22 protein-coding genes are annotated in these 22522 nt (G+C 44.8%); 17 read left to right on the top strand and 5 right to left on the bottom strand.

Annotation, left to right across the window (positions count from 1 at the left end; all coding sequences use genetic code 11):
• The first annotated feature begins 15 nt into the window (after window positions 1-15).
• Genes CCVT_RS05615 through CCVT_RS05590 form a run of 6 tightly spaced genes read left to right on the top strand, consistent with a single transcriptional unit; the run spans window position 16 to window position 5666 of the window.
• Window positions 16-882 (top strand): D-amino-acid transaminase, encoded by an 867-nt coding sequence (locus tag CCVT_RS05615; protein WP_018136438.1) that lies wholly within the window; start codon window positions 16-18, stop codon window positions 880-882.
• A complete protein-coding gene (locus CCVT_RS05610; RefSeq protein ID WP_018136437.1) occupies window positions 879-1343 on the top strand; it encodes a DUF523 domain-containing protein in 465 nt (154 codons plus the stop codon). Before CCVT_RS05615 ends, CCVT_RS05610 begins: the two co-directional genes overlap by 4 nt.
• Window positions 1336-1839, top strand: coding sequence for a chemotaxis protein methyltransferase (locus CCVT_RS05605; RefSeq protein WP_018136436.1), 504 nt, complete (start codon window positions 1336-1338; stop codon window positions 1837-1839). Before CCVT_RS05610 ends, CCVT_RS05605 begins: the two co-directional genes overlap by 8 nt.
• Window positions 1836-3809: a bifunctional C40 family peptidase/M15 family metallopeptidase gene (locus tag CCVT_RS05600; protein ID WP_018136435.1), complete on the top strand. Its 1974-nt coding sequence runs from the start codon at window positions 1836-1838 to the stop codon at window positions 3807-3809. The genes CCVT_RS05605 and CCVT_RS05600 overlap by 4 nt, the downstream gene beginning before the upstream one ends.
• Before the next feature lie 3 nt (window positions 3810-3812).
• Window positions 3813-5129 carry an ATP-dependent DNA helicase gene (locus CCVT_RS05595; RefSeq protein WP_018136434.1) on the top strand — a complete coding sequence of 439 codons (1317 nt, stop codon included), beginning with the start codon at window positions 3813-3815 and terminating at the stop codon, window positions 5127-5129.
• A complete protein-coding gene (locus CCVT_RS05590; RefSeq protein ID WP_018136433.1) occupies window positions 5130-5666 on the top strand; it encodes a hypothetical protein in 537 nt (178 codons plus the stop codon).
• A 16-nt stretch (window positions 5667-5682) separates the two neighbouring features.
• Here CCVT_RS05590 and lolA read toward each other — a convergent pair whose 3' ends face one another.
• Window positions 5683-6195: a LolA-like outer membrane lipoprotein chaperone gene (gene lolA, locus CCVT_RS05585; RefSeq protein ID WP_018136432.1), complete on the bottom strand. Its 513-nt coding sequence runs from the start codon at window positions 6193-6195 to the stop codon at window positions 5683-5685.
• A 96-nt stretch (window positions 6196-6291) separates the two neighbouring features.
• Here lolA and secA point away from each other — a divergent pair, with 96 nt between their 5' ends.
• Entirely contained in the window at window positions 6292-8901 is a 2610-nt protein-coding gene (gene secA / locus CCVT_RS05580) for a preprotein translocase subunit SecA (RefSeq protein ID WP_018136431.1), read from the top strand.
• Between the two features lie 131 nt (window positions 8902-9032).
• Window positions 9033-10232 carry an ABC transporter permease gene (locus CCVT_RS05575; protein ID WP_018136430.1) on the top strand — a complete coding sequence of 400 codons (1200 nt, stop codon included), beginning with the start codon at window positions 9033-9035 and terminating at the stop codon, window positions 10230-10232.
• Between the two features lie 125 nt (window positions 10233-10357).
• Here CCVT_RS05575 and CCVT_RS05570 read toward each other — a convergent pair whose 3' ends face one another.
• The 3 genes from CCVT_RS05570 to CCVT_RS05560 are packed head-to-tail and all read right to left on the bottom strand — an operon-like array spanning window position 10358 to window position 13257.
• Window positions 10358-11980 (bottom strand): cation:proton antiporter, encoded by a 1623-nt coding sequence (locus CCVT_RS05570; RefSeq protein ID WP_018136429.1) that lies wholly within the window; start codon window positions 11978-11980, stop codon window positions 10358-10360.
• A gap of 4 nt (window positions 11981-11984) precedes the next feature.
• A complete protein-coding gene (locus tag CCVT_RS05565; protein WP_009651322.1) occupies window positions 11985-12362 on the bottom strand; it encodes a heat shock protein transcriptional repressor HspR in 378 nt (125 codons plus the stop codon).
• A gap of 4 nt (window positions 12363-12366) precedes the next feature.
• On the bottom strand, window positions 12367-13257 hold the full coding sequence (locus CCVT_RS05560) for a DnaJ family protein (protein ID WP_018136428.1): 891 nt from the start codon (window positions 13255-13257) through the stop codon (window positions 12367-12369).
• A 161-nt stretch (window positions 13258-13418) separates the two neighbouring features.
• Between CCVT_RS05560 and CCVT_RS05555 the strand changes: the two genes are divergently transcribed.
• The 5 genes from CCVT_RS05555 to CCVT_RS05535 all read left to right on the top strand — a co-directional run bounded on the left by CCVT_RS05555 (window position 13419) and on the right by CCVT_RS05535 (window position 19226).
• Window positions 13419-14825 (top strand): Do family serine endopeptidase, encoded by a 1407-nt coding sequence (locus CCVT_RS05555; RefSeq protein ID WP_018136427.1) that lies wholly within the window; start codon window positions 13419-13421, stop codon window positions 14823-14825.
• A gap of 243 nt (window positions 14826-15068) precedes the next feature.
• Window positions 15069-15749: a response regulator transcription factor gene (locus CCVT_RS05550; protein WP_009651419.1), complete on the top strand. Its 681-nt coding sequence runs from the start codon at window positions 15069-15071 to the stop codon at window positions 15747-15749.
• Complete coding sequence (locus CCVT_RS05545) at window positions 15749-17026, top strand: ArsS family sensor histidine kinase (protein ID WP_018136426.1); 1278 nt, start codon at window positions 15749-15751, stop codon at window positions 17024-17026. The genes CCVT_RS05550 and CCVT_RS05545 overlap by 1 nt, the downstream gene beginning before the upstream one ends.
• Window positions 17016-17453 carry a pyridoxal-5'-phosphate-dependent protein gene (locus CCVT_RS05540; protein ID WP_009651416.1) on the top strand — a complete coding sequence of 146 codons (438 nt, stop codon included), beginning with the start codon at window positions 17016-17018 and terminating at the stop codon, window positions 17451-17453. The genes CCVT_RS05545 and CCVT_RS05540 overlap by 11 nt, the downstream gene beginning before the upstream one ends.
• Window positions 17454-17780: 327 nt before the next feature.
• Window positions 17781-19226: a potassium/proton antiporter gene (locus tag CCVT_RS05535; RefSeq protein WP_018136425.1), complete on the top strand. Its 1446-nt coding sequence runs from the start codon at window positions 17781-17783 to the stop codon at window positions 19224-19226.
• Window positions 19227-19266: 40 nt separating this feature from the next.
• On the opposite strand, the gene CCVT_RS05530 is transcribed toward CCVT_RS05535, so the two are convergent.
• The gene (locus CCVT_RS05530) at window positions 19267-20541 is read right to left on the bottom strand and encodes an O-acetylhomoserine aminocarboxypropyltransferase/cysteine synthase family protein (protein WP_018136424.1); all 1275 of its coding nucleotides are present in this window, start codon (window positions 20539-20541) and stop codon (window positions 19267-19269) included.
• Window positions 20542-20626: 85 nt separating this feature from the next.
• On the opposite strand from CCVT_RS05530, the gene CCVT_RS05525 reads away from it, so the two are divergent.
• The 4 genes from CCVT_RS05525 (at window position 20627) to CCVT_RS05510 (ending at window position 22515) form a co-directional block, all read left to right on the top strand.
• On the top strand, window positions 20627-20953 hold the full coding sequence (locus CCVT_RS05525; RefSeq protein ID WP_018136423.1) for a hypothetical protein: 327 nt from the start codon (window positions 20627-20629) through the stop codon (window positions 20951-20953).
• 197 nt (window positions 20954-21150) lie between these two features.
• Window positions 21151-21774: an HAD family hydrolase gene (locus CCVT_RS05520; RefSeq protein WP_018136422.1), complete on the top strand. Its 624-nt coding sequence runs from the start codon at window positions 21151-21153 to the stop codon at window positions 21772-21774.
• 68 nt (window positions 21775-21842) lie between these two features.
• Window positions 21843-22097, top strand: coding sequence for a DUF2018 family protein (locus CCVT_RS05515; protein WP_018136421.1), 255 nt, complete (start codon window positions 21843-21845; stop codon window positions 22095-22097).
• The gene (locus CCVT_RS05510) at window positions 22090-22515 is read left to right on the top strand and encodes a hypothetical protein (RefSeq protein ID WP_018136420.1); all 426 of its coding nucleotides are present in this window, start codon (window positions 22090-22092) and stop codon (window positions 22513-22515) included. Before CCVT_RS05515 ends, CCVT_RS05510 begins: the two co-directional genes overlap by 8 nt.
• Window positions 22516-22522: the final 7 nt, after the last annotated feature.

Here is a 22522-nt window from a genome sequence, read left to right as displayed (position 1 = left end):
AAGCAAGGAGCGAAAATGGCGGCTGAAAATTTAGATACAGTCTTTATCAATGGCGAGTTTTTACCGAGTAAAGAGGCGAAAGTGAGCGTATTTGACCGCGGTTTTATATTTGGTGACGGGATCTATGAAGTCGTGCCCGTCATAAACTCGAGACTAGTAGATAGGGAGGGATTTTGGCACAGGTTTGAGCGAAGCCTGGATCAAATCGAGCTAAAGCTTCCTTACAATAAGGAAAAATTCGAGGAAATTTTATACGAGATCATCTCGCGAAACGCCCTAAAAGAGGGCGGAATTTACATGCAGATCACAAGAGGTGCAGCGCCTAGGGATTTTTATTTTATAGAAAATTTGACCCCTAGCGTCTTTATCTTTTGCTATGAAGCTAGCGTGATAGACAATCCGCTCGCAAAAAGCGGGATCGAGATCGTGAGTGTGCCTGACATCCGCTGGAAACGTCGCGATATAAAGTCCGTTTCTTTGCTGGCTCAGTGCTATGCCAAAAACGAAGCGCACAAAAAGGGCGCATACGAGGGCTTTATGGTGGAGGATGGCTACGTTACCGAGGGCTGCAGCTCGAGTGCGTTCATCATAAAAGACAAAACTCTCATCACAAAGCCGCTCTCAAATGAAATTTTGCCCGGTATCCGCCGCAAGAAGCTTCTAAATTTAGCTCGCGAGGTCGGACTCAAGGTCGAGCAAAGAAAATTTAGCATGCAAGAGGTATATGACGCAGACGAGGCCTTCATCTCGGCAGCTACGCTCATTTTGCTGCCCGTCATAAAGGCTGACGGTAAGCTGATAAATGGCGGCAGGATCGGGGAATTTGCACCAAAGCTTCGTGAGCTTTACGCTAAAGATATGCTAAAAGAAGCCGGGCTTTGAAAGAGAAAATTTTGATAAGCGCGTGCTTGCTGGGCGAAAACTGCAAGTATGACGGCGGCAATAACCTAAACCAAACGATCGGCAAAGATATCGTTAGGCTAGCGCAGATTTACGATCTCGTGGCTATTTGTCCAGAGGTGTTAGGAGGCCTTGAGACTCCGCGCGAACCGGCTGAAATTTTAAACGACAGGGTCGTTACTAAAATTTCTCGCACCGATGTTACTGAAAATTTCGAGTTTGGAGCGAAGGTTTGCTCCCAGATCGCCCTTAAAGAGGGCTGCAGGGTCGCTGTTTTAAAGGAGCGAAGCCCAAGCTGCGCAAATAAAGAAATTTACGACGGAAGCTTTACTAATCGGCTCATAAAGGGCGAGGGCATAACGGCAAAGAGTCTGAAACGAATCGGCGTTAAAATATTTGGCGAGAGTGAGCTTGGCACGCTCGTGGAGGCTAAGAGTGTTTGAAAACAACAATAAGCTTGAAGTCGTATTTAAATACGTCATTTTAGTGCTGCTTATCGCCTCGGTCACGATCTTGTTTGTTAGCGGTATGATGTTCTTGCAGGGAGATTTCGGCGAGACTAGCATGGATGCGCATATGGTCGCCGGCATCATGCTCGTGGCGTTAGCGATAGTTCATACCTATATAAAAAGGCGAAAGCTAAAAAAGCTAACGCGTGAGCTAAAGAACATCATCAAAGGCGAGCCGGTGCAGCTAGATTGTAACACGGCTCGCTTTATAAACGCGCTAAAAGACGTTAGCGTTAGCGAGCTTTCAGACAGACTGGGCGCTGATGTGGCTGAAATTTTAAATCGTAACGGCATCAAGGTCGGCTCTAAAATCGAAAATTTAGGTCAAGTGTGCGAAAACAACGACGAAAAGATGTTTTATATCTTTGTCGTGTTAGTCGAGGAAATTTTTGCCAAAGAGGGTTCGAATTTGAAAAAGGAAGAGGATTGAAAATAAAAATTTTATCGGTTTTCGTGGCTGCGTTTTTCGTAGGCTGCGCGAGTAACGTCCAAAACATCGACGCTTCCAAGCAACGCATAAGCCTGCTTGAGCTAAATATAAAACAAGACGCGAGCTCGCTGCCATCAAACGCGATGAACGCAAATTTCAGCGAAGAGGAAATTTTAAAAAAGCGCTTTGGCGTTTTTGAGCTAAAGGGCAAAAGGCTCGAGCCAAACGAGGTATTTTGGGCGTTTAGGACGTATTGGCCAAACGAGAAAAAGACGTATTACAGCTCAAATTTCCGCCCGATACCGCAAAGCTGGTTCGATGCGCAAAAAGATAATGCAAATTTCGCCGCACTTGGCGGGATATCGATGTTTGCTCTAACAGCTGCAAATACGGCGCTACGAAATTTCCCTACCGACGAGCCGATATTTTTAAACCCCCAAACCCCGGGCGAGGGCTATCCGTTTGATTATCTGCAAGAATCGACTCTAAGCATCGCTCATCCGCTCTTTGTCTCGCATTTTTCAAAGGACCGCGCATGGGCGTTTGTGAGCGATGATGCGGTGTGGGGCTGGGTCAAGGTCGAGGACATAAAATTTATAAACGACGAGACGGCAAAAAGCTACGCGAAACAAAAATTTATATCGGTCAAGGTCGATAAGACACCGGTTTATGATAAATACGGCGGCTTTTTGTTTTACGCCAGAGTGGGCGGGATATTGCCGTTTTTAAGCGAGGACAATGAAAATTTTTACGGGCAGGTTTTTACTAGAGCGGGGCTTAGGGATTATAAAATTTCAAAGCAGGCCGCCTCGAATTTTCCGCTTAAATTTAACGACGGCAACGTCAAGACCCTGATAAATTCGCTGCTAAATCAGCCTTACGGCTGGGGCGGGGTGGATAAGCTTCGCGATTGTTCGCTCTTTACTAAGGATATGCTGGCTAGCTTTGGGGTTTGGCTACCTAGAAATTCGCGCGCGCAAGCGAGTGTAGGTAAAAAGATCGAGCTAAAAGGGCTAAGCGACGAGATCAAGGCTCAGATCATAAAAGAGCAGGGTGTGCCGTATCTGACGCTCATCCATCTGCCCGGTCATATCATGCTTTACGCGGGATTTAAGGACGCAGATATCTTTGTCGTGCATGATGCTTGGGGGCTAAAGACCGCTAGCAATGGCCGCGCTCTCATCGGACAAACGGCGATCACTACGCTTGAGATAGGCAAGGATAGAAGCGACATCGAAAGGTCGAATCTGCTGATCGCAAAGATAGACTCCATGAATATCATAAAGCCATCATCTGGTACCAGCCAAAGTGCTAAAATTTCAGCTTTAAAACGCGCTTACGGCGTGGATATCAGAGAAAATTTAGTGATTTTCAAAGACGGCAGCACGATAGTTTTTGATGACTTTAAGCAAAAAGACGACGAATGCACGCAAGGAGCGGACGTGCAGGATATGAACGCGCTTGATTACGCGGCGTTCTCGCCTCTTGGCACGGCGCTTAGCGATGCCGGCAGATGCCGAAACTATGAGCTTTTAGGTAAAATTTACGGCTCTAGCGAAAACGAAGTGAGGGCGAATCTAGTTGATATCGTTTGGCTAAAAGACAGTCTAAATTTAAAGCTGAAATTTAACTCCAAAAATGGCGCCGCACAGGCCTTGCAAGCAGTCAGTGACAAGCTTGACGAGCTGACTAAAAGCGATCCTGCATTGCTTGAATATCTAAAAGATCCAGGCGGGACGTTTAAATGGCGCATCATCGCAGGCACGAACCGCCTGAGCGCTCACAGCTACGGTATCGCGATCGATATAAACGTGGCTAAAAGCCACTACTGGCAGTGGAGTAGCGGTTATCAAAATTTGATCCCTGAAAAGATCGTTCGCGTTTTTGAAAAGCATAAATTTATCTGGGGCGGCCGCTGGAGGCACTTTGATACGATGCACTTTGAGTATCGCCCTGAAATGTTCGAGTGAGATATGCTTGAGCAAATTTTAGAAATTTTAAAGCACTCGAACCTCTTTTTGACTGGTGGCGGCGGGGTCGGCAAGACCTATCTCACGCAAGCCGTGATCAAGCACTACCGAAGCGAGCTGAAAAACGTCGTGATATTAGGCTCTACGGGCATCAGCGCGGTCGGGCTTGGCGGCGTGAGTGTGCATAGCTTTTTTAAATTCGGTATCTGTAAAAACTACGAGGAGCTAAGGCTGTTTGACAGGAGGCAAAGAGGCAAGCTAAGTAGCGTAAGATCGATGTTAGATAGCTGTGATCTACTTGTGATAGATGAGATCTCGATGGTGAGCGCGGATCTAATGGAGATGATACGTTACCGCCTAAATACCTCAAAATTTAAGGGACGCGTGCTATTGGTGGGCGATTTTTATCAGCTGCCTCCCGTACAAAAGCAAGACTCTGCGCAGCTGTTTAAATTTACCTACGCCTTTAGCTCGAGTGCTTGGAGTGATATGGGGCTTAAAAATGTTGAATTGCTCGTGTCAAAACGCACACAGGATATGAAATTTTACGAAATTTTATCGCGGCTTAGAGTAGGTGAGCTAGATGATGAGGTCGTTGGCTATATCTCATCTTTAAAAGTCGATAAATTTGTCTTAAACAATGATACCAGCGTGCTTTTTGGCAGAAACTACGAAGCTGATATGCTAAATCAAGAGAGACTAAACGCTATCGACAGCCCGCTTGAAATCTCGACTGCCGAAGTCAAAGTCTTTGATGAAAATTTAAGCGAAAAAACGCTTGCAAACTGGATAAACGCGCTAAATAGCCCGGTAAATTTAGGTATGAAGATCGGCGCAAAGATAATCTTTACTACAAACAAATGGGGCGAATACTACAACGGCGAGCAAGGCAAGATCATGCAGATCATCAAAGAGGGCGGCGTCTGCTCTAGCGTCATCGTGCAAAAAGATAGCGGCGAGATAGTCGAAATTTCAAGAAATTGCTTCGAACTCAGCGAATTTGCGTCTGATGATGACGAGATCGTGCAAAATACGCTGGCAACGTTTTTGCAGTTTCCGTTTAAGCTGGCATACGCACTCACCATCCACAAATCACAAGGCATGAGTATAAATTCCCTCGTCTGCGATCTAAATCACATCTTTGCCAACGGGCAGCTTTATGTGGCGCTTTCTCGCGCGATAAATCCCGAGAGGCTGAGCCTTTTTTACAACAAAGACGGCGATTTTAGGCAGTATTTAAGAAAAGTGGTTAAAATTGACGAGGAAGTTAGGAAATTTTATACGAGCAATACTTTTGAAAACATCAAGGAGAATTTATAGATGAAAAAGCTGTTTTTTATGCTGATTTTAGGCGTTTTGGCCTTTGGCGACGTGCTAAAGATAAGCGATTTTCAAACGGATATCTACTCAAAAGCCGGGCAAAATTTGACTAAAAAGATAAGCGTCAGCCTAGAAGTCGTAGGGCGCGACGTGAACGACAACGAGTCATACGTGCTAGACGTGCTGAACGTCGTCATCGGAAGCTTTTACGTAGAAGATATCTTGACCTCGCTTGGCAAAGAAAAGCTAAAGGACACATTTATAAAATACGCCGCTAAAAAGCATGCTCTTGACATCGATGACGTGCTTATTTTAAACATAAGAGTGATAAACAACCTCGAGTTAAACGAGATAATAAAAGCCATAAAAACTCAAAATTTATGCGGTGAGGGCGCATCCTTGGATACTTCGGCGCAAACTCCCGTCAAGAAAAAGAAGTCAAACGATATCGTGATATCTCCCGACTCATCTACTATAAATCAGCGCCCGATCGATCTAAACAGCGTGCAGGAATTTGGCAAAGATTTTGGCGAGTAAAATTTACGCCTTAAATTTATTGATTTACTATATCATATCCTTGCGGGATGACGGGAGTTAGCGTCTCTTGCGGGATGATGGCGTCTTTTAGCGTATTATTTAGCGTGATTTTTATTTTGTTAGAAAGCTTGTCTTTATAGTCTATCATCACAGGCAGGCCGTTTTTCATCGTGATGAGGTAGTCCACTCCGTCATAGATCGCCTTATATAAAGTAGGCTGGATCTGCTCAGCGTGAGCTAGGATCTGAGTCAAATTCGGCGTATCGTCAAGGCGTGAGATGATGGCTTGCTCAAGCTCGTCCTCTATCACGACGACGCGCTGTTTATCAAAATATATCCTCTTTGGCGTCGGGCTTTCGTATATCCAAAGCGCAGTATTGTCGTTTTTAGCGTAAAATCTACCCTTGTAAGTGACGCTTGAGCCCTCGCTAAAAACGATCTGGGTGAAGTCGCTTTGCAAGCTTTTGAAATTTAGCCCCGCGCCAAAGCTAGCAACGGCTAATAGGGTGGTTATCAAAAATTTTCTCATTTCATATCCTTTTTTGCGGTATTCTAGCTTAGTTTAATTAAATAAATAGTTAAAGTGTGCTAAGATAAAAACTTTAAAATTTTAGGAAGGCAAAATATGGTTTCAGCGATATTTCGAAAAATTTTCGGTACGAAAAACGATAGAGAGATCAAAAAATATACAAAAAGAGTGAAATTTATAAATGCACTCGAACCAAAATACGAAGCTATGAGTGATGAGGAGCTAAAAGCGGCGTTTAACGAGCTAAGAACGAAGGTCAAAGATGGCACACTTGGGCTTGAAGAGGTACTAAACGATGTCTTTGCTATCGTTAGAGAGACGAGCAAAAGGGTGCTAAAAATGCGTCACTTTGACGTTCAGCTCATTGGCGGTATGGTGCTTCACGAGGGTAGGATAGCCGAGATGAAAACCGGCGAGGGCAAGACGCTGGTCGCTACTTTGCCTGTCGTGCTAAACGCGATGAGCGGCAAAGGCGTGCATGTAGTGACCGTAAACGACTACCTCGCAAAGCGTGACGCCACGCAGATGGGCGAGCTTTATAACTTTCTAGGCTTAAGCGTCGATGTCGTGCTAAGCGGCGTTTATGATGATAGCGTCAGACAAGCGGCCTATAACGCGGACATCACATACGGTACGAACTCGGAATTTGGCTTTGACTACCTGCGCGATAATATGAAATTTGACGCCAAAGACAAGGTGCAAAGAGAGCATAACTTCGTCATTGTCGATGAGGTCGATAGTATCTTGATCGACGAAGCGAGAACGCCGCTCATCATTTCAGGCCCTACAAATCGCACGCTTGATGGATATATCAAAGCCGATGAAGTCGCGCAAAAGCTCACCAGGGGCGAAGCGGCCGACCCGAACGTGCCAAATTCCAAAGCTACGGGAGATTTCGTCGTCGATGAGAAAAACCGCACGATAATGATAACTGAGGCTGGCATCAGCAAGGCTGAGAAGCTATTTGGCGTTGAAAATTTATATAATCTTGAAAATGCGATCCTCAGCCATCATCTGGATCAAGCCCTAAAAGCGCACAATCTTTTCGAGCGTGACGTGCATTATGTCGTTAAAAACAACGAAGTGGTGATAGTCGATGAATTTACCGGACGTCTAAGCGAGGGCAGGCGCTTTAGCGAGGGGCTCCACCAAGCGCTTGAGGCTAAGGAAAAGGTCAAAATTCAAGAAGAGAGCCAAACTCTGGCCGATACGACATATCAAAACTATTTTAGGATGTATAAAAAACTAGCGGGCATGACCGGCACGGCGCAGACCGAGGCGACCGAATTTTCTCAAATTTACAAGCTTGATGTCATCTCGATACCTACAAATGTGCCTGTGATGCGTATCGATAAAAATGATCTCATTTACAAAACTCAGGCTGAGAAATTTAAAGCCGTGATAGACGAGATAAAGCGCTCCCACGAAAAAGGACAGCCCGTACTCGTGGGAACTGCTAGCATCGAACGAAGCGAAGTGCTCCATGAGATGCTAGTAAGAGCAAAGATCCCGCACTCCGTGCTAAATGCCAAAAATCACGAAAAAGAGGCGCAGATCATCGCTGACGCCGGTGCAAAAGGTGCGGTCACCATAGCTACAAATATGGCCGGACGCGGCGTAGATATCCGCATAGACGATGAGGTGCGCGCACTTGGCGGACTTTACATCATCGGCACAGAACGCCATGAGAGCAGACGTATAGACAATCAATTGCGCGGTCGTGCGGGACGTCAGGGCGATCCTGGTATGAGTAGATTTTACCTAAGCCTTGAAGACAACCTACTTAGAATTTTTGGTAGCGACCGCATAAAAGCGATAATGGATAGACTAGGCATCGATGAGGGCGAAAGCATCGAAAGCCGCATGGTGACACGTGCAGTCGAAAACGCCCAAAAGAAGGTCGAGAGCCTGCATTTTGAGGCTAGAAAGCACCTGCTAGAATACGATGACGTGGCGAATGAGCAGCGAAAAACGATATATAAATACCGCGACGAACTACTGGATAAAGAGTATGACATGAGCGAGAAAATAGCTCAAAACCGCGGTGAGTACGTAGCACTTTTGCTTGATCAGGCTGAAATTTTCCACGGCGGGCTAAAAGATGACTACGATATCAAAAATTTATGCGCGCTCATCTTTAACGACTGCGGCGAGGAGATAAAGGAGAGCGAGCTAAGCGGGCTTGAATACGATGAAATTTTAGCCAAGCTCACTGAAATTTTAGCCAAACGATATGATGAAAAGATGAGCGTTTTAGAGCCTACCCAAAAGCGCGATATCGAAAAAGTGCTGTATCTGCAAGTGCTAGACAACGCTTGGAGAGAGCATCTTTATCAAATGGATATCCTAAAAACCGGCATCGGGCTTCGCGGCTACAACCAAAAAGATCCGCTCATCGAGTATAAAAAAGAGAGCTATAACCTTTTCGTGGAGCTCGTCTCAAGGCTAAAAAGCGAGAGCGTGAAGATGCTTCAAATGGTGCGCCTAAGAAGCCGCGAGGAGCAGGAGCGTGAGACTGCGGCTATGCTTGAGAGGATGCAAGAGCAGCAAGACGAGGGGCTGAAATTTAATCAAAGAGAGGGCGAGGACGCACCTGCCGTGCGCGAGAAAAAGATACCTCGCAACTCCCCTTGCCCTTGCGGGAGCGGGAAAAAATATAAGGACTGCTGCGGTAAAAGCGGCCCTAAAAAGGGCATCCTGGCTTAAATCTCATCTCAAAAGCGCAAGTAGCGACGCGCCTTTGAGCTAATCAAATTTCGCTAAAATCGATCTTGATACGTTTTGGTGCGGGCTAGAGCCGTAGCTTCGCACCTTGACGTAAATTTCAAAGGCCAAAAATGACTAGCTTGCCAAAATATCTGCTGTTTAAGTATCTGCGTTTTGATAAAACACAGCCCTTTATCACGCTTAGTGCGGTGCTTGCGTTTTTGGGCGTGAGTATCGGGCTGATGGTGCTTATCGTCGCGATGGCGATAATGAACGGCTTTGATAAGGAATTTGAGCGCAAGCTTTTTACCATGAACTACCCGATATCCGTTATGAGCGCTTTTAAAGGCGAGATAAACGACGAGCTGACAGCAGAGCTCAAGGCTAAATTCCCGGAGCTTAAATTTAGCCCTTATATCAGCACGCAAGTCATTTACCGAGGCGCAAATGCACTTGAAGGAGGCCTGCTTTTTGGCGTAAATTCAGCCGATGAAAAGCAGATAAACTCGGTCGTGAAAGAGGCCTTAAAAGACAAAGAGCTAGACGGATATGAAATTTTGATCGGAAGCGGGATAAAAATCGAATTTGGCTTGAAGCAAAACGACAAGCTCACTTTGATCTTTACCAAGGCCGATCCGAGCGGTTTTTCGCTGATACCAAAGATGAAGCGCTTTGATGTGGCGGTCGGATTTAGCTCCGGGCTGATCGCTTACGATAAGACATATTCATACACCTCCGTGCAGGCGCTGCGTAAAATTTTAGATTATCCTGAGGGCGTTTATGACGGCATACATGTTTATTCGCCAAAGCCGTTTGACGATCTTACCCGTGTGCAAGAGGCTCTACCTATGGGACTAAAGGCGATAGGCTGGTGGCAGCAAAACGGCAACTTCTTTTCAGCCCTCGCCCTTGAAAAGCGCGCTCTTTTTATCGTGCTGATGCTCATTATTTTGGTGGCGTCGCTAAACATCATAAGCTCGCTTCTCATGACCGTGATGAACCGCCGTCAAGAGATCGCATTGTTACTTGCACTAGGAGCCAGTAAAAACGAGATAAAACAAAGCTTTTTTTATCAAGGGCTCGTTATTGGCGGAAGCGGTATAGTTTTTGGCCTGATCCTGGGCTTTGTTGGTATGTGGCTACTTGGGAATTTTAATATCATAAATCTACCTGCCGATGTTTACGGCACGTCAAAGCTTCCTATGGAGCTAAGCCTGCTTGATTTTGCCATGATCGTTGCCGGAGCCGTGCTTATAGTGGCGGTATCGTCGTATTATCCGGCTAAAAAGGCAACGCAAATAGACGTACTTCAAACGCTTAGAAACGAATAGCTAAAATTTTACGACATTTCAGCGAAGCTAAATTTACGGGGTGCTCTATCGCCATTTTTTGTTTTAGCTGTGTTTGGCGCTATATAGGCAACCAAGCACCGCTTTAAGCCAAAAGATATAAAATTTCACCTACCGATGTCCTTATCTATCTTGCATTGTAGGGCTTCATGCACCAAAGACCTAGCGATAGAGCGCTCTTCGCTGATAAGGTGAAAGCTGCTGCCCAGGTCGCGGAAAAGCTCCTTCTCCTCGCGCCCGTTGAATCTTATGATCGTTTGGATATCTGCTCCGTAGTCTTTTATCTTTTTGGCAATCAGCTCAAGGCGTTGTTCGTTATCGACGGTTATTATGACCGCTGCAGCATTTTGCAAGCAAGCGTTTTCAAGAGTTTGGGTTTGCAGTGCGTTTCCTAAAAATACATTTTCGCCGCGGCTCCTGCCAAGCTCGACGAGGCTTATATCGTTTTCAAGCACGAGATATAAGATCTTTTGCTCTTTTAGGCGTAGCACGACCTCTTGTCCGAGCTGCCCGTAGCCAAAGACTACGATATGGTTTTTTATCTTTTGCGGTTTTATCATCTCGTTTGGCTCTATCGCGATCTCTTTTTCGATAAAATCTGCCAAGCGGTTTAAATTTTTAAGTATGAAAGGCGTTATGAACATTGACACTACCGATGTCGCGATGAAAATTTGAGCTATTTTGGGCTCTAGTAGGTCTCTTGTGCTCATTAGGCCAAAAACCGCGAGTGCGAATTCTCCGACCTGACAAATGCTAAGAGCCGTCTTTGCCGCTACTCTACGACTTAGATATACCTTCAATATACCAAAAACTACGAGGGCTTTTATCGCCATCACGGCGATCACTAATGCAGCGATGACTAGGATATTTTGCATGACGACGCCAAAATTTATCTGCATGCCGATCATGATGAAAAACATTCCGAGCAAAATATCTCTAAACGGGATGAGGTCGGCTTCGATTTGGTGTTTATACTGCGTCTCAGCCATCATCATGCCCGCCAAAAACGCCCCCAATGAGTATGAAAAGCCAAATTTGTGCGCCAGCTCGCTACCGCCCACGACTAGCAGCATTATCGTAGTGATGAAAACCTCTTGCGAATTGGTCTGCACGACCTTGTAAAATATCCAGTTGATGACGTATTTGCCTATGACGTAAAGCACGACGATCAAAATAAGCGCGCTCACCAAGGTTTTTAGCAAAAGCTCGTTTATAGAGCTTCCTTGTTGGCTAAAGATATCCACCATCAAAAGGATAGGGATGACCGCGATGTCTTGAAAAAGCAAAATTCCAAGCGCCTTGCGACCGAAATTTTGCGAGATGTCTCCGCTATCGTTTAGCGTCTTTAGCACTATGGCTGTCGATGAGAGCGCAAAGGCCAGACCTGCTATGAGCGAGGATCTATCGGGTATCTTCATCACGTAAAAAAGCAAAATTCCGATCGCAAAGCCGCTTATGCAAACCTGCAAAGTACCGTTTAAAAAGACTTCTTTTTTCATCGCCATCAGGTGTTTGAAGCTAAATTCAAGACCTATTGTAAACATCAAAAACACTATGCCAAATTCTGCTATATGTGCGACGTCATCGGTGCTTTTAAAGTCCAGCACCTCCGAGATCAAAACGCCTGTTACGATGTAGCCGATGATGGTCGGTACGGAAAATTTGTTAAATATTACGTTTAACGCGACGGATATGGCTATCGTGATCAAAAGCCCGAGCAAGAAGTCCATTTGTTTATTTTTTTCCTTCGTAGAATATCAGATCGAAACTATTTTTATGTTTGACGAGCGATTTTTTAGCAGGTATCGCACTTTGCTTGCTTTTGTTTAGCTGCTCTTTGAGCTCGTCTATCGTAGCTTCAAATTCGTCCATTTTTTCCTTTAGCTGAAGTATGACGTCTACGCCGGCTAAATTCACGCCAAGATCACGCGTTAGACGCAGTATCATCTTGACACGATCGACATCTTTTTGCGAGTAAAGCCGCATGCGCCCGTCCGTGCGAGAAGGCTCGATGAGGCCTTCGCGTTCGTATTGGCGCAGGGTTTGAGGGTGTATGCTAAGCACCTTTGCCACAACGCTGATGAGATATACTGGTTCTTCATAGTTTTGCATCGTTTCACTCCGGTAGTTTTTCTCTTAAAATTTCGACTAATTTCGGGTCTAGCTCGTGTATATCCGGTAGTTTTATGCGCGCTTTTAGATAAAGGTCTCCGTAAATTCCGCTCTTTCTGTTTTGCACGCCGTATCCTTTGAGCCTGATCTTTGTGCCGGTCTTAGAATTTTCAGCTATCTTTATCGTTACGTCTTTTTTAAACGTATGTATGGCTACCTTGCCGCCAAACATCATCGTTTTTAACGGGATCTCGACATCTTTGTAAAGATCGTCGCCATCACGTTCGTATTCGTCGCTAGGCTCGATACTGACGCTTAGGATGAGGTCTCCCGTCCTGCCGCCCGCGCTATTTCCTTTGCCTTTTATGCGAAGCTTTTCGCCGTCGTTTATACCGCTTGGGATCTTGATCTTCAGGCTCTCGCCGTTAAAATTTATCCTATGTTCGCCGCCTGTTATCGCTACGTCAAAAGGTATGCTGACTTTGGCGTTTATATCAAGATCCATCGCGCCAAACCCGCCAAATCCCGCACTGCTAAAGCCTTCGAACCCTCTGCCAAAGCCGCTGCTAAATTTCGCTCCGCCGCCGCCAAAGCCACCTGAAAATATATTACGTAAAATCTCGTTTAGATCACCCATGTCCGCCGAGCCTTGAGCAAAATCATGGAAATTTTGTCCGCCGAACATACTATCGCCGTATTGATCGTATTGCGCGCGCTTTTTTTCGTCGCTTAAGATTTCGTAGGCTGCGTTTATCTCTTTAAATTTATCTTCGGCGCCCGGGTCTTTGTTTATATCAGGGTGGTATTTTCTGGCTAGTCTTCTGTATGCTTTTTTTATTTCATCGCTTGTCGCGCCTTTTGAGACGCCCAAGGTCTCGTATAAGCTCTCACTCATATATTCTCCTTTTATCTATTTTTTGATGCGTATTGTAGCATAAAACTTTAGTCTAAGTCAATCAAGTTTATAGTCGTTTACTTAGCACGAAATTTATTAAAACTTTATTATGATGATGGTCTTATAATCACTGCGAAATTTTTAAACCAGAGGTTCCAAAAATGAAAAAAGTTATGCTTATTTCAGTTGTTGCCGCAAGCCTTCTTTTTGCGGCCGATATAAATTTTAACGAGGCGAATTCGGACATTACTCGCGTTTCACCCGCTCAAAATGATAAAAACGTGATACTTTCATATCATAGCTCGATCTCCGAGGCCAAAAAATCGGTAGTAAATATCTCCACCACAAAGACCATAAACACCCAAGGCGTGGATCAGATGTTTAACGATCCTTTTTTCAAAGAATTTTTTGGCTTTAACTTTGGAGTGCCAAAAGAGCGTGAAAAGAGCACATCGCTTGGCTCCGGCGTCATCGCCTCAAAGGACGGATACATCATCACAAATAACCACGTCATCGAGGATAGCGATCAGATATTAGTCACCTTGGCAAAGGGCGGCAAAGAGTATAAAGCCAAAGTCATCGGAAGCGATCCTAAAACCGATCTGGCCGTCATAAAAATAGAAGCGAACGATCTTGACGCGATAACTTTCGCCGACTCTTCAAAGCTGCTTGACGGCGATGTCGTATTTGCTATCGGCAACCCATTTGGCGTGGGCGAGAGTGTGACTCAAGGCATCGTCTCCGGGCTAAATAAAGACAACATCGGTCTAAATCAATACGAGAATTTCATCCAGACCGACGCCTCTATAAATCCCGGAAATTCAGGAGGTGCGCTGGTAGATAGCAGAGGATATTTGGTGGGTATAAATTCTGCCATACTTTCACGCAGTGGTGATAACAACGGCATCGGCTTTGCCATACCTTCAAGCATGGTAAAAGATATCGCTAAAAGGCTGATATCTGACGGCAAGATAGAGCGCGGATATATCGGCGTCACGATAGCAAATTTAACTGACGAGCAAAAAGAACTTTATACAAACAAAGAGGGTGCGCTCATCAGTAGCGTAGAGAAGGGCTTGCCTGCTGATGAAGCCGGGCTAAAACGCGGCGATTTGGTCATATCGGCAAACGACAAACCTATAAAAAATGCAAACGATCTTAAGAATTTCATAGGCTCCTTGTCACCAAACAGTAGCGTAGACCTCACTTACGAGCGCTCCGGCAAGATCATGAATGCTAAATTTAAACTCGCAAATATGGAAACGAGCGCAAAAGCCAGTAAAGAAAGCGCCATAATCGACGGGCTAAGTGTCACGACATTGACTGACGATACTCGCTTTAAATTTAAGCTAAATCCCGATACCGTAGGCGTCTTAGTCACTGATGTAAAGACCGGCTCAAAGGCCGAGGATTTTGGCTTTGAGCGTGGAGATATCATCGTCCAAGTAGGCGAAGAGATCGTCAAAGATGTGCAAAGCTTTTCAAAAATGATAAAACAATCAAACGGCAAAAAGACCCTAGTCTGGGTCAATCGCAGAGGCATAATGCAAGGTCTTGTCGTAAAATAAAATTTGACGGGCAGCTTCGCCCGTCTTTAAATCCTGCTTGGTTAGTTTTTTGAATAATCTTGGTGTTGATTTGCTACGTAGCCATAAAACAGAAGTGAAGCTTTTAAATTTTCATTAGCATTTTATCATTTAAATTTTGAGTGTTATTTCGATACGCTAAATTTAGCGTTCGTATTTCGTCTTTTTCTTGGCTAAATTTAAAAGAGATGATATAATTTTTCAAATAATTTTTTAGGACGAGCTATGATAAAAATTTTAATGATAGAAGACGATATGGAGCTAGCCGAAATTTTGACCGAATATCTCGAAAACTACGATATCAAAGTAACTACCGCAGAGGAGCCTTATATCGGGCTATCCACGCTAAATACAGGAGAATTTGACCTTGTGATACTTGATCTCACGCTACCGGGGATCGATGGGCTCGAGGTTTGCAAAGAGATAAGAAAAAATCACAACATCCCTATTATCATATCAAGCGCCAGACACGATATAACCGATAAAGTAAATGCACTTGACAACGGAGCGGACGACTATTTGCCAAAGCCTTATGACCCGCAGGAGCTCTTGGCCCGTATCAAAAGCCATTTGCGCCGTCAAAGCGTGAGCGCGAGCGATGAGAGCGTGCAAAATCAGCAAAAAGACATCGTCTTAAAAGACTACGAACATGAGATATATTTCAAGGGTGCACCGCTAAATTTAACGGCTGCCGAGTATGATATACTAAAATATCTCTTACAAAAAGAAAGTGGCGCCGTCACGCGCGAGGAGCTCATCTATAACTGCGAGAGCATAAACGAGGACAGCTCGAACAAAAGTATCGACGTCATTATCGGTAGGATCCGCTCAAAACTCGGGGAAAACCCAAAAGAGCCGCGTTACATCCACGCTATACGCGGCATCGGCTATAAGTTAGTATTATAATGCCGCGCTCATCAGTATTCATCACGATAACCTTTATCTTTGCTTTGGCGCTGGTTTCGATATTTTTGGCGTTTTTGTGGCTGATGGGATACGACAAACAAAACTACACCAGAGAGCTTAATACAAAGTATTCCAACGTCGCACGGACAAATCTTTTTTACATGGGTGGCATAATCGACAAAGACGAATACGACAGGCAGCTTAAAAATATCGATATGCCTGAAATTTCAAACGAAGCCAAAAAAGATGAAATTTTAGCCAAGGCCAGCGTCATAGAGGAGGTCTCGGACGACATAGGCTCGAGCGCGATACTGCTTTATAACAAGCATCATTATCTCAAGATCCAGCATCTTGACGAGATCAAGCTGCTTATGGATAAGGAATTCCAGCCTTATCGCTATGAGGTCATAAAGGCCGTATTTATCGTAGTTGCGATCATCTTACTGGGCGCGTATATATTTGTGATCTATAAGATAAAGCCGCTTCGCAGGCTAAAGCGCCAGATAGATAAATTTGCAAACGGAGAGCTTGATGCGGTGAGGAACGTGAGTCGAGGAAACGATGAAATTTCAGAGGTCTCGCAGGCATTTTATGACGCTGTTTCGCAGATAAAGGCGCTCAATGACTCGCGTCATCTTTTCTTGCGAAATATCATGCACGAGCTAAAAACGCCTATCACAAAGGGCCTCATCGCCGCGCAGATGATAGAGCGGGGCAAGAACCAGGAGCGGCTCATATCGGTATTTCACAAGCTAGAAAGCCTGATAAACGAGCTCGCGGCTATCGAGCAGACTACATCCAAGATCGCTCTTAACAACAAAACCTCTTGCCTGGTGCAAGACCTCATAGACGAAGCGCTTGATATAGCGATGATAGAAAAAGGTCAGGTAAATGTGAGTGAGATCGACGAGGTCAAGCTGATGGTTGATTTTAAACTTTTTGCTATCGCGATAAAAAATATGATAGATAACGGCATCAAATACTCTACCGACAAGCACGTAAATATCGTCGTTTCAAACGAGCATATAAAATTTATCACAAACGGTGAACGACTAAAAAACGACCTTAGCTTTTATATCCAGCCGTTCATCAAAGGCGAGAACGCTCAAAAGAGCTTTGGGCTTGGACTTTATATCGTCAGCAACATCCTCGAATCGCACGGACTAAAGCTAGGATACGAATACAAAAACGGGCTTAATATATTTATGTTTGAGAATTTAAAAGATATAATAGTTACACAAAATCACGATGCAAAAAGGGAACAAAATGGCGGCTAAAATTTTTTCACAGGCGGATATTTTGCCGCTTTTAGAGCTTGAAATTTCTATGATCGAGCGTTTTGGCGGCGATAAAAGCGGCGCGAAAAGCATCTCTTTAATATATTTTTGCCTCCCAAATAGCAACGAATACGGCGAAATTTTCGAGAAAATTTTAAGACAAACCGATGTCGTGATAAGAGAAGGCGAGCATTACATCGCCGTGCTTTACGGCACCGATAAAGAGGGTGCGTCGGTGCTTTTAGGCGGGATACAGGAGTTTTTGGGCGCCAAACCGATCGATCTTGTGGTGAGCTATCCGCAAGATGCAAAGGACGCTAGGGCGCTTCTTACGAGGTTTCAAGACGAGATCAAAGATAGCTACGAAATTTTACTCGACACCTTGCTTGCAAACGATAAATTCGAGGCGTTCGAGGACATTATTTGAAAATTTTAGACTCTGTTCTAACAAAGTATTGTTTTAACTTTCATAAAAGCGAAGTCAAACCTTGCTAGCGAGCTTATCGCCGCCGATTTTTACTTCGCGCTACGCACTCGTAACGAGACTTAGCTACGAGGACAGTGAAGCAGTAGCTGACCGCGTAAATCGTGCTATATGTTTGGCGCTTTGCGGAGTGAGCAGGGTTTTTGCTTCACTTCGTTTGCAACTGCATAGCAGAAGCGAAGCAGATATCAATACTTATAAGATGCTCTCAAAAGTTTAAGTCCTTTACTATAACAGAGCCAAATTTTATAGACACAAAAGGGAGGGCGGATGGAAAATTTTCTTTTATTCTTTGCGATCTTGCTGATAACTAGCATCTTGCTAAGTAAAATTTCCGATAAATTCGGTGTCCCTTCTCTCATAGTATTTCTCGGCGTTGGTATGCTGGCAGGCTCTGACGGGCTGCTTGGCGTAAATTTCGACAATCAATTCATCGCTCAAAACGTCGGTATGATAGCACTTATTTTTATCCTTTACGCGGGCGGATTGGATACTGACTTTGCCGCGATAAAGCCGATATTTGGGCGAGGACTCTTGCTGGCTACTGTGGGCGTGGTGCTCACTGCACTGGCTATCGCACCGATAGCTAAAATTTTACTCGGATTTAGCTGGCTGGAGGCGCTTTTGCTAGGTGCGATCATCTCGTCGACCGACGCAGCAGCGGTGTTTGCCATACTTCGTGCAAAGAAAATTTCGCTTAAAAACAATATCGCTCCGCTTTTGGAGCTGGAGTCCGGCTCGAACGACCCTATGGCGATCTTTTTAACGATGAGTATCATCCAAATGATCTCGCTAAGCACGGTCCCGTCGGCTTATGAGTGGTTTAGCTCGCTTATAATGCAGTTTGGGGTGGGTATCGCTATGGGTTATGTTTTTGGCGTGATGCTGCCGGCTATCTTTAACAGGCTCAGGCTAAAGAGCTGGGGTTTGTATCCGGTCTTTTCCATGGCTTGGATACTACTTTTATACACGCTTTGTTTCAAGATCGGCGGTAACGGCTACTTGGCCGTGTATATAGCGGGAATTTTCATCAATAAAAAAGAATTCGTGCATAAAAAGAATCTGATCGGCTTTCACGACGGTATAGCGTGGGCGATGCAAATAGTCGTATTTTTGACGCTTGGACTGCTGGTTTTCCCGTCGCAGCTGCCTAGTATAGCGCTCATGGCTTTCGTGCTCGCACTTTGGCTGATGTTTATAGCAAGGCCTCTTGGCGTGTTCGCATCCTTGATTTTTTCTAAATTTAGCCTAAGCGACAAGCTTTTCATCTCGTGGGTCGGGCTTCGAGGAGTCGTACCTATCGTGCTTGCGACCTATACTTATGTAGATCAGATCCCAAATGCAAACATTATTTTCAACATCGTGTTTTTCATGGTCATGATCTCTATTTTCACGCAGGGCATGTCGCTTATCTATGCGGCGGATAAATTTAAAGTCAAGGACGAGGAGGAGGCCCAGGAGCCGGCAAAGGTGGAAAATTCCCCGATACTCACGTATGCTTTACGTCAGCACACCATTCATTTTGGCTCGAAGCTCATAGGTAAAAACCTGGCCGAGCTGGAGCTACCGGCTGATTTTTTGATACTTCTTGTAAAACGCAAAAACGAATACATCAAGCCGACCGGCTCTACCGTGTTTGACGACGGAGATCTGCTGCTCGTGCAATGTGAAAATCACGCCTTGTATCAAGAGACGATAAAAAGCTTCATGGCGTAGGCGGAATGGGTGAAATTTAGGGAGCGTCGCCCCCTAAATTTCACTCCTTTAAGGCTTGAGCTAGATCGGCTATGAGATCCTCCGCGTCCTCGAGCCCGACGCTGATTCTGATCAGCTCCTTGCTGATACCGGCCTTTTTTAGCTCCTCGGCTGTGAGCTGATGGTGAGTAGTGCTGGCTGGATGCGTGATAAGCGACTTCGTATCGCCTATGTTCACGACGATCTTAAATAATTTCACCTTGCTTAGTAGCTTTTGGGCGCGCTCGAAGCTGTCGGTCTCAAAGCAAAACAGCCCGCTTGACATGGCGTTTTTGAAGTATTTTTGCGCCTTTTTATGATCTACGTTGCTTGGCAGTCCGGGATACGCCACGCTTTTTATAAATTTATGCGAATCTAAAAATTTAGCGACCTCAAGGGCGTTTTGCGAGTGCTTTTGCATGCGTATGCTAAGCGTCTCGAGCCCTTGTATGAGCTGCCATGAGTTAAAAGGCGATATCACCGCGCCGATGTCTCTGACGACTGCGAGCCTCATCCTTAGCGTGTAGATATCAAATTTATCCGCCATATCAGTGTAAAGGATATCGTGGTAGCTGGGATCGGGGACGTTAAAATGCTCATATCTGGCGTTGCCTTTTATCTTGTCGTTTAGGTGTTTGGCTGCGACCACGACGCCGCCTAGACTTAGTCCCTGACCGCTCATATACTTGCTCGCGCTATGCACTACGACGTCTACGCCGTGCTTAAAAGGCTGTATGAGTATCGGCGTTGGCACTGTGTTGTCGGCTATCGTTATGACACCGTGCTTGTCGGCTATGGAGACGATCTTTTCGATATTTGGGATGGAAATTTGCGGATTTGAGAGCGTCTCGAAAAATATCGCCCTCGTGTGCTCATTTATCAAATTTTCAAGATCGTCCGCCGTATCGCTGTCAAATATTTTAGCCTCTATGCCAAAGCGCTTTAGACTGTGAGTAAAAAGCACCGTCGTGCCGCCGTAAATTTTCTTTGCGATGATGATGTTATCGCCCGCACTGGCGATATTTACGATACTGTAAAAAAGTGCCGCCTGACCGCTGGCAGTAGCGATCGCCGCCGCCCCGTCCTCAAGGGCCGCCACGCGAGTTTCAAACACATCGGTCGTCGGATTGCCAAGCCTTGTGTAGATGTGACCGCTATCTGTTAGATTAAACCTCGCCGCGGCAGTCTGCGCGCTGCCAAAGTCGTAAGCCGTGCTCTGAAATATCGGCACGGCCATCGTGCCAAAGCCTGAATTCGTATCGTATCCCGCGTGGATCGCCAGCGTCTCTTGCTTCATTTTCGCTCCTTATGAAATTTGATAATGCGAATTATACATTTAAAATTTTGAAATTTGATATAATTTCACAAAAAATGGAGCTAAAATGAGCGTAGCGGACGATAAATTTAAGCGCGTGAGATATTTAAGGGCGCTTGAAAAATTTGCAAAATCAGCCATAAACGGCCTAAAGCGCGATGATTTTGACGAGGCGGCGTTTGCGGATAGGGTGGCTAAAAACGCCCTGATCATCGCAAAGATAGAGCCCGTGTATCTTGATCAGCCATATACCAAAGCGCTTGAAAATTTTATAAATTTACTGATCGCAAATACGCCGCGAGAGGAGCTTTTGCGCAGTGCAAACGCCCTTGACAAGCTTAAAAATTCTAAAAACTACAAAAAAGAAAAGCATAAAAATAAATGGCTCTGTTAAAATATTTCATTGATTTTCAGATTTCAAAGCGAAGTCAAACCTTGTGAAGCGACGCTATCACCGCCGATTTTCAGAGAAGCCATAGGCTGAACGCGAAAATCGTGCTATATGTTCGGTGCTTTGCGGAGTGAGCAAGGTTTGCGAAGCAAGCATAAATGATTTATTATAATAGAGCCAAATAAATTTAAGGACGAGCATTGAAAACGATAATCTTTGACATGGACGGCACGATCATAAATAGTGGCGTCGCGATAGAAAAAACGGTGAACGACATCAGGGCAAATATGGGCCTAGAGCCGCTACAGACGGACTTTATAGTAAAAGCGATAAACGAGCCCGGTAGGAATTTATCGCTTGATTTTTATAATATCGACAAGCCCTTTGCTGGGCTAAAAGAGGGCTTTGAGGAGAAATTTAAGGCTTATTACGATCTTTATGCCGTTTGCTACGATGGTGTGAGCGAGCTTTTGGGCCGATGTAAAGATGAAAATTTCATGGTCGTTCTAGCCAGCAACGCTCCACAAAATACGCTCGAAGCCATTTTAAGGAAAAATGAAATTTTGCATTTTTTCGATGAGGTCATCGGAGCCGGCAAAGATATCCCGCAAAAGCCCGATCCTACGATGCTTCATATCGCTTGTGAGCGCACGAACGCCAAAAAAGCGATATTCGTAGGCGATAGTATGAAAGATGAGCTTGCCGCAAAAAATGCCAAAATGGCGTATCTGCAGGTAAGCTGGGGCTTTGGAAAGCCAAGCCAGAGTGCGACTTTCAACGCGCAGGATATGAAGCGAGCGTGGGAGATAATCTCGAAATTTTAGCCCGTAGGGATTAAATTTTATTTAGCTTTATTTAGTTATAATTAAAAAATTTTGTATAAGGCGGCCGAATGGACGGGATTTTCGAGGGAAGCGCAAGGGATAAATTTTACGATATTTTATTTCATGCAAATAGAGCGGTCGTGTCAAACGAGCTTGATAAAATTTTTGAGATTTTCGTCGCTATGCGTGAGATTTGCGATGAAAACGGCTTTGATGAGGCTTATTTACAAAATTTTATGGCTAGAGAAGCGGATAAAATTTATAACGGACTAAATGACGTCTATATCGGGCTTAGCGGGGAAATTTTGAGCCAAAATGAGTAAAATTTTAGCTATTTTTTTTCTTTTTGCGGCTTTGGCTTTCGGGGCGGCGCCAAATTTCGATCCAAGCCAAACTCATACATTCGAGCTTAAAAAAGATGAGTGGGGCAGGGTCTTTATAACCGAAAGGGCTACGCAAAAAAGAGATGTTTTCGACTTTCGCTGGACGCTGTTTGACAGCACGAATATCACGGTACAAAGCTTTTTCAGGCGCTATCCAAGACAAATGGTGATGTCGTTAAGACATGGGCAAGATACCTATATGCAGCGCGTTTTGCCTGATTTTACGATGCCGCCTAATGAAAACGTGACGCTTTATCTCTCGTTTGTGAAATTTGAAAACCGTACGGCATTTTTTAGCGTGAATATCCTTGACGAAAGCAAGCGTATAGACGTGGAATTCGTAGATCCGAAAAAATAGATGAGGT

It is taken from the genome of Campylobacter curvus (genome assembly GCF_013372125.1).
GTDB classification, from domain to species: Bacteria; Campylobacterota; Campylobacteria; order Campylobacterales; family Campylobacteraceae; genus Campylobacter_A; species Campylobacter_A curvus.
This window is presented reverse-complemented; position numbering and strand designations above follow the sequence as displayed.